Raw genomic sequence first — 5,685 nt, 5'->3', positions numbered from 1 at the left:
GGAGGGGACGGGGAGGAAGGTGTGGACCGAGGAGCATCCGTTCGAGACGTCGCTGCGCGAGTCGGCGGCGCCGCGGGTCTGGCGCGGGAATGGCCACGTGCGCGCCGAGGAACTGGCGCGGGTGGGGTGGATGTCGGTGGGCCGCTTCTACCGGCACCATGGCAGCAAGGCGGGCTTCGCCTGGCGGGTGCGCCAGTGGGCCGAGGCCGACCTGTGTCGCGCTGGGGGCGGAGGAGGACTCCGGAGCCGGAGGCGGGCGAACGCCTCCGCCAGGGGGCGCTGGCACTGAAGGCGCCGAAACGGAAGGCGCGGGGACTCCGCCTCCTCTGGAGGGAGCTGCGACGTCACGCCCTGAACCGACATTCCTGAAGGGGGATAGACTCCAGCCTCCCGACGGTAAGGAGCCCTGGCCTTGGACTGGTTCGTTGAGCGGCGCGAGGTGAACGAGGTCGTCCACACCCGCTCCGGGCTCCGCCTCCAGGCCCCTTCCTTGGAGCGAGGCCTCTCCGAGTGCCGCGACGTGGCGGGCGGCACCGAGCACGCCTGGGCCGAGGTGACGGGCGACAGGCTCCCGTCCTCCGCCCTCCCCGCCGAGGTGATGCCCCGGGCGCGCGAGGTGCTCGCCCCCGAGCCCGTGCTCGTGGACGGAGGCGCGCTGGCCGCGGAGGCCGTCCGGCGGTTGGTGGACGTGGCCCGCGCCGCCGGCGCCACGCACCTGGACGTGCTGCTGCGCGAGGTGGACCGGCGCACCCTCTTCGCCACCCCCGCGCGCCAGGTGGAGGACCACGCGCGCTATGCCCTCCTGGAGGTGAAGGTCTTCCACACCGAGGCCAGCGTCACCACCGACCTCTGGCGCGCGGCGGCCTTCCCCGACGTGGCGCACCTGCGCGCGGCGCTACCGTCCCTCGAGGCCCTGGTGGAGGGACTGGCGCGCGAGCTGCGGGAGACCACCCCTGTCCTCCCCTGCCCCACCGGGACGCTGCCCATCGTCTTCCCTCCCGGCGCGGCGTCCGCCAGCTTCTTCCACGAGGTGTGCGGCCACCCGCTGGAGGGCGACGTCGTCGCGCGCGGCGGCTCGTACCTCGCGCGGCGGCTCGGACAGCGCGTGGCCGCGCCCTGCCTCTCCGTCTCGGACGACCCCACCGACGGCCACGGCTCGCTCGCCTTCGCCTGGGACGACGAGGGCCACGCCGCCCGGGCCGTGCCGCTGCTCCAGAATGGCGTCGTCGGCTCGCCCCTGCTGGACGCGCGCACCGCCGGAGTCCTCGGACACGCGCCCAACGGGCATGGCCGGCGCGTGGACTTCCGGCACCCGCCCCTGCCCCGCATGGCCCACACGCGCGTGGAGCCGCACGAGGGCAACCTGGAGTCACTGCTGGCCGGAGTGCCCCACGGCCTGCTCGTGCAGCACCTCACGCCGCGGCACATGGACCTGCTGTCGGGAGACTTCAGCTTCTACATCGTCGAGGCGCGCGAGGTGCGCGACGGCCGCCCGGGGCGGCGCGTGTCACCGGGCATCCTCGGTGGCAACGGCCTGGAGGCGCTGGCCTCCATCGACGCGGTGGGCGCCGACGCGCGCAACCTCTTCGCCACGCGCGGCTGCCGCAAGCTGGACCACGGCCCGCTGCCCGTGTCCTTCGGGCAGCCCGCGGTGCGCTTCCGCGGGCTGCACGTCCGGCCCTGGCTCTAGACGCGGACTACCCCTCCGGGGGCGGCTCGGGGGCCACGCAGTGCCAGCTCTCGTCCATCGGAGGCAGCGGCGGGTCCTCCAGCGGGTCGGGCTCGAAGGGAGGGAAGTTGGGCCACGCGAACACGCGCTGCACGGAGACACCCGCGCGCGGCTCCACGGTGGCCGACGGAATCAGCACGGGCCGCGGGCCGAACTCGCCCGGCTCTTCCTCCGGCGGGGTGACGACGGTGTCCGTGAAGCTCACCGTCACCGGCGCCGACGCGCCCGGCGGCAGCACCAGCGCGAAGTAGCCCACCGGGCTCACCGAGCCCGGGATGACGGAGTAGCCCATGGGCGACTGGCCCGGCAGTCCCTCCGGGTACGCCCAGTCCAGCGCCACCACCGTGCCCGCGCTCGCCTCGACGGCCACCTCATCCATGGGAGTGAGGAAGAAGTCGTAGAAGAAGCTGGGCGTGTGCACGTTGAGGAGTACCACCCCGCCCGTCCTGGCCGGGTTCAGCAGGTCCTCCACCGTCGTGGGAGTTCCCCCGGCCGTCAGGTGCTGGGCCACCGCGTCCAGCGCGCCCGCGCTGCCCACCATCAGCGCCGTCTGCGAGCTGCACTGGGTGCCGCTCACCTGGATGGGGCGCACGTGCGTGGTGGGGTAGTACGTCGCGGGCGGCAGCGCGAGGGGCGCGTACTCGTCGATGTAGAAGGTGACGGGCCCCTGCGGAGGCACGGCCTCGGCCAGGTACGGCGTGTGCTCGTCCAGCGCGACGCCGTCCGCCTGCCACTGCCCCGCGGGCGAGGACGGGGGACTGAGGCTCTCCCGGAGCCCCGGCCCGTACAGGCGCACCCGCGCGTCCGGAATGGCGGAGTACATCAGGCCCGGCATCCCCGGGAGGAGGTAGGCCGGGGGGCCCTCCCCGTTCGGGATGGCCAGGTACATGGCGAGAAACGCCTCCGGGTCGAACACCAGCCCGGACACCGCGGCCTGGCTCGCCGGCAGCTCCGTGACGGGCGCATCCAGGCCGGTGGGGACCGGCGGGACGGGGTCGGACTCGGCGCAGCCCCCGAGGGTGGCCGCGAGCAGGAAGGAGGCAGTGAGGGAACGGGCCTTCATCACGGTCCTCATGGGGTTCACCGGGCAGGCAGCACGTGCTCGGCCGGGGGCGTCGTCACGTGGCACGCGTTGGCGCAGTTGCCGTAGATGCTGGTGGGGGAAGACAGCGGCTCGAACTCCAAATCCTTGTACTCGTCGCCGTGGGTGCCGGGGTGGCAGCCCGCGCAGGCGATGAGGCTGGGCCGCAGGGTGCTCTCGCGCGTCAGGTGGCACAGCGTGCAGTCACCCTTGTTCTGGGCGTACTTGCGCGAGTTCATGTGGATTTTGTGCATGAAGTCGGAGACGTGGCCCACGGACTCGTCGTGGTGGCACGTCTTGCACGTCTCCACGTGGTCCACCGAGACGCCGTGGTGCACGTTGCTCAGCGAGTTGGCGCCGTTGTGGCACACCTGGCAGTTGCCGATGCGGCCGGGGTACGTGGTGGGCTGCGTCTGGCCCACCTGGAAGAAGAACGGGTCCATCCGGCTGAGGCGCTCGCCCATGAAGTCGCGGTGCCCCTTGAGGAGGATGGCGTAGGTGCCGGGCTTCGCGTTCTCGGGCAGCTTCACCGAGTAGCGCGTGGGCGGCCGGTGGTCCGCGCCACCCGGGCGGAAGGGCGCGGCGGGGTGGACGTAGTACGCGGGCTCGCTGGCCTCCGGGTACGCGAAGTACGGCGGCGTATGGGCGCCGTTGACGACCTTCAGGTCCTGCAGCGGGCCCACCACCTTGAAGCCGGACTCGGAGGTGCTGCTGTCGCGCCAGTTCACCAGCATGTAGCTGTTGAAGTAGGCGAGGCCGTTGGAGGTGCCGCTGTACATGTAGTCCGCGTACGAGGGCATGGAGTCGCGCGGGTGCAGCGCGTGGCCGTCGCCGTCCTGCAGGGACACGACGAAGTCCACCGACTCGCCGGGCTGGTGGTAGTTGCCATTCTGGGGCCGGGCCAGTTGCAGCTTCTGCGTCAGGCCGAAGCCGCACGTCGTGGGCACGTCGGTGGGGAGGCCATCCGCGCCCAGCTCGAAGCAGGTGGAGGGCAGCTCCCGCTTCGGGACGAAGGTGACGGGGAAGAGGAACGGCTTCTTGGGCAGCAGGCTCCAGGTGACGCGGATGACGCCCTCGCCGTTGAGCGCCGGCATGGCGAAGGACTTGAAGGGGTTGGTGGAGTTGGCGAAGGACACCTTCACCGCGCTCGTGTAGTTGATGTCCTCCCCCTCGTAGGCGGGCACCGCGACGGGGTCGCCGGGGAAGGTCGGGCGGGCGATGCTGCCCACGGTGAAGCTGACGCGCGTGCGGCCCGCCGAGGAACTCTCCGACAGGAAGTCGGTGCGCAGGTACGTCTGCGAGACGCGCACGTTGCCGTCGGCGTCGAGCACGTCCAGCGTGAGGGTGTCGTCGGTGGAGAGCATCCACGCGGCGTTCTCGTAGAACGTCTCGCGCCGGAAGGCGCCCAGGTCCATCTGCCGCCAGTCATCCTGGCCGATGGTCAGCCCGCTCCAGTCCAGGTCCTTGAAGTCCGACACCCGGCTGGCCCAGGCGGCCGCCTTGCGGCGGTCGGTGTAGTCCGTGTGCTCGCCGGACACGGCGTCCATCACGGAGAACTCGCGCAGGAAGTACAGCTCGCCCGCCGTCACCGTCATCCGCGCCGTGGGCTCCGCCCGGTCCGGGGACAGGGGGTAGCCGGCGGTGAGGTCGTGGCAGGTGGCCGGGTACTCCGGCAGCGCCAGATTGCCCTTCGTCACCGGGCTTCCGTTGGGAAGAATCGCGCAGCCCTTGAAGGACAGCAGCGTCAGGGAGATGGCGCCGGAGGCGGAGCTCGCGTACGGGTCGAAGGCCCTGGCGCCGCGGCCGCGCGTTCCTTCCGCGTCGGACGTATCGAGCAGGTTGCAGCCCGCTGCGTGCGCCAGCACCAGGAGCGACAAGAACAGTCTCTTGAAGGGCGGTTTCATGGGGGGTACGTGCCCGACGGGGGTGTGTCACCGCCAGCGGGGGAACAGGCGGAGGAAGACGACAAACGGGGGAATCCTACCGGCGAAATCGGGGAAGACGCCAGCCGCCGGCCGGATCACCCTCCCTGACGCGCCGTGACGGCGAAGGTCTGGAGGTAGCGGTACACCGCCCGCAGGTCCTCTTCCCGCATCCCCGCGAAGGACAGCCAGGGCATGGCCAGCTTGTTGACGCGGCCCTCCACACTGGGAGCGGAGGCCACTTCACGCCAGGCCGTGAAGCGCGCGACGAAGGCGTCCTCGCTCAGGCCCTTCAGGATGGGGCCGTGGGGCAGCAGGGCCGGCGCCTTCTCCTCGCCGTACGGGGTGGGTACGGGAAGCCCGCCCGCGAAGGGCTGGGGCGGCTCGTCCATCCCGCCATGGCAGAAGGCGCACTGGGCGATGGTGGTCAGGTAGCGGCCGCGTGACACGGCGTCGTCCGCCGGGGCGGGCACGGGACCCGGCAGGCGCGAGGCGAGGCTCTGGATTCCAGCCTGGACCTCGGGGGGCAGCTCCGTGCGGGGCACCGAGCGCGGGACGGGGGGCACCTGGCGCAGGTACGCCACCACGGCGCGGGCGTCGTCGTCGGACAGGGTCCTCCACTCCGAGTACGGCATCATGGGGAACAGCGTCCGGCCGTCGCGGCCGTAGCCCTCGCGCAGGGCGCTCAGCAGCTCCGCGTCCGTCCAGCGGCCGATGCCGTGCTCGGGGTCCGAGGTGATGTTGGGCGCGCAGACGCGGCCCGGCAGCCCCCACTCCTTGCCGTAGCAGGCGCCGGCCAGCGCGGTGCCGCGAAGGGGGCCGCCATAGCGGGTGGCGTCGCGGTCCGTGTGACAGCTCACGCACCCGAGCACCGACTCGGCGAGGTAGCGGCCCCGGGCCACCGCCTCCGCGTCCACCGCGGGTGCGGCGGGCTTCGCCGGGGCGGCCACGGG

The 5,685-nt window shown here is 72.3% G+C and carries 5 protein-coding genes; 2 read left to right on the top strand and 3 right to left on the bottom strand.

All coding sequences use genetic code 11. The features are described from left to right. Together HG543_RS50975 and HG543_RS50970 are read left to right on the top strand one after the other, a co-directional pair. On the top strand, window positions 1-289 hold a 289-nt coding region (locus HG543_RS50975; protein WP_169352238.1), incomplete at its 5' end, for a hypothetical protein. A 123-nt stretch (window positions 290-412) separates the two neighbouring features. Beyond that, window positions 413-1,690, top strand: coding sequence for a TldD/PmbA family protein (locus tag HG543_RS50970; RefSeq protein ID WP_169352237.1), 1,278 nt, complete (start codon window positions 413-415; stop codon window positions 1,688-1,690). Window positions 1,691-1,697: 7 nt separating this feature from the next. On the opposite strand, the gene HG543_RS50965 is transcribed toward HG543_RS50970, so the two are convergent. The 3 genes from HG543_RS50965 to HG543_RS50955 form a co-directional block, all read right to left on the bottom strand. Beyond that, window positions 1,698-2,792, bottom strand: coding sequence for a hypothetical protein (locus HG543_RS50965; RefSeq protein WP_211194742.1), 1,095 nt, complete (start codon window positions 2,790-2,792; stop codon window positions 1,698-1,700). 17 nt (window positions 2,793-2,809) lie between these two features. Next, on the bottom strand, window positions 2,810-4,687 hold the full coding sequence (locus tag HG543_RS50960; protein ID WP_246357895.1) for a hypothetical protein: 1,878 nt from the start codon (window positions 4,685-4,687) through the stop codon (window positions 2,810-2,812). A 143-nt stretch (window positions 4,688-4,830) separates the two neighbouring features. Then, window positions 4,831-5,685, bottom strand: an 855-nt coding sequence (locus HG543_RS50955) for a c-type cytochrome (RefSeq protein ID WP_169352234.1), incomplete at its 5' end; no start/stop codon positions are given.

Source organism: Pyxidicoccus fallax (assembly GCF_012933655.1).
Classification (GTDB): Bacteria; Myxococcota; Myxococcia; order Myxococcales; family Myxococcaceae; genus Myxococcus; species Myxococcus fallax.
Note: the sequence above shows the minus strand (reverse complement) of the source record. Positions and strands in the feature narration are given on the sequence as shown.

Coding starts and splice junctions, on each gene's coding strand:
- HG543_RS50965 (WP_211194742.1), bottom strand. CDS start 2,792: ATGAAGGCCCGTTCCCTCACTGCCTCCTTCCTGCTCGCGGCCACCCTC.